This is a genomic window from Oleiphilus sp. HI0132 (assembly GCF_001635845.1).
Map to the genome: position 1 here is coordinate 1 of NZ_LWGJ01001305.1, position 1,065 is coordinate 1,065.

Genomic DNA, 1,065 nt, shown 5'->3' on the forward strand with positions numbered 1-1,065 from the left:
GAAGGTTGGACAGAAGCCGCCACGATGGTTGCTCAACACCATGAGCGATATGATGGTAAAGGCTACCCAAAGAATTTGGCAAACGAACAAATACACCGTGGTGCTATGTTAATCGCTTTGGCGGACACCTTCTATGCAGTAACCAACGAACGTGCAGATAGAAGCTACAAGAAGTCTCTGTTCAGTGCTGTCACACTCATTAATGGCGAAAGTGGCACGCAATTTCACCCTACCTATGTCGAAGCTTTTAACGAAACAGTTAGGCATCATTACGTCACTCGCAAAAATATGACATAAAATAGTACCCTAAACAGTAGCGCTGGTTACCAAGCGTTACTGTTTAATAAATGACCTGCTCGACTTCCCGCGCTATCATTAAAAAATAGCTATCTCGGCGGGAGCAATCATCATGACTATTTCACTCAACGGCGGCATTGGCAGCCCTCAAAGCCTTTCCAGTGCGTCCCAAACTGATAGACAACTGCAGCAGCTCAGTTCAGGAAGCCGGATTAATAGCGCAGCTGATGATGCAGCAGGCGCAGCAATATCTGAACGCTTGAATAGCCAACTAGGTGCTTTTGATGCAGGCATCCGTAACGCCAATGACTCCATTTCCGCAATTCAGGTTGCCGACGGAGCACTGAAAAGCCTTAACGATAACATTGGTCGTATACAAGAGTTGACGATTCAAGCTGGTAACGGTGCGCTATCCACACAAGACCGACAAGCCTTGCAAGAAGAAGCAAATCTCTTGATTGAAGACTCAAATAGCATTCTCGAAAACACTAACTTCAATGGCAAGGCCCTACTCAGTGGTGAACAAGACTTCAATATTCAACTGGATCAACCAGGAAAGAGCATTCAACTCGAAGGCAAAGACTTAGCCAAAGAGATCAAAGAATTAGGCTTTGAAGACGTAGACTTAAGTTCAGCTGAGCAAGCTAGCAAGTCATTAGAAACCTTAAACCAAGCATCTGAGCTAGTACTATCCCGCCAATCAGAACTTGGTGCCGTTAGCAATCGAGTCGAGAGTTCGATCGATAATATCGCCATATCCAAAGTTAA

Annotated in this window: 2 protein-coding genes; both read left to right on the forward strand. The window is 45.2% G+C overall.

Annotated elements, in window-relative coordinates:
* Positions 1-297: HD-GYP domain-containing protein (locus tag A3766_RS19920; RefSeq protein ID WP_304440975.1), on the forward strand; the 297-nt coding region annotated here is incomplete at its 5' end.
* Positions 298-409: 112 nt separating this feature from the next.
* The coding region (locus A3766_RS19925; RefSeq protein WP_068642837.1) for a hypothetical protein at positions 410-1,065 on the forward strand (656 nt) is incomplete at its 3' end.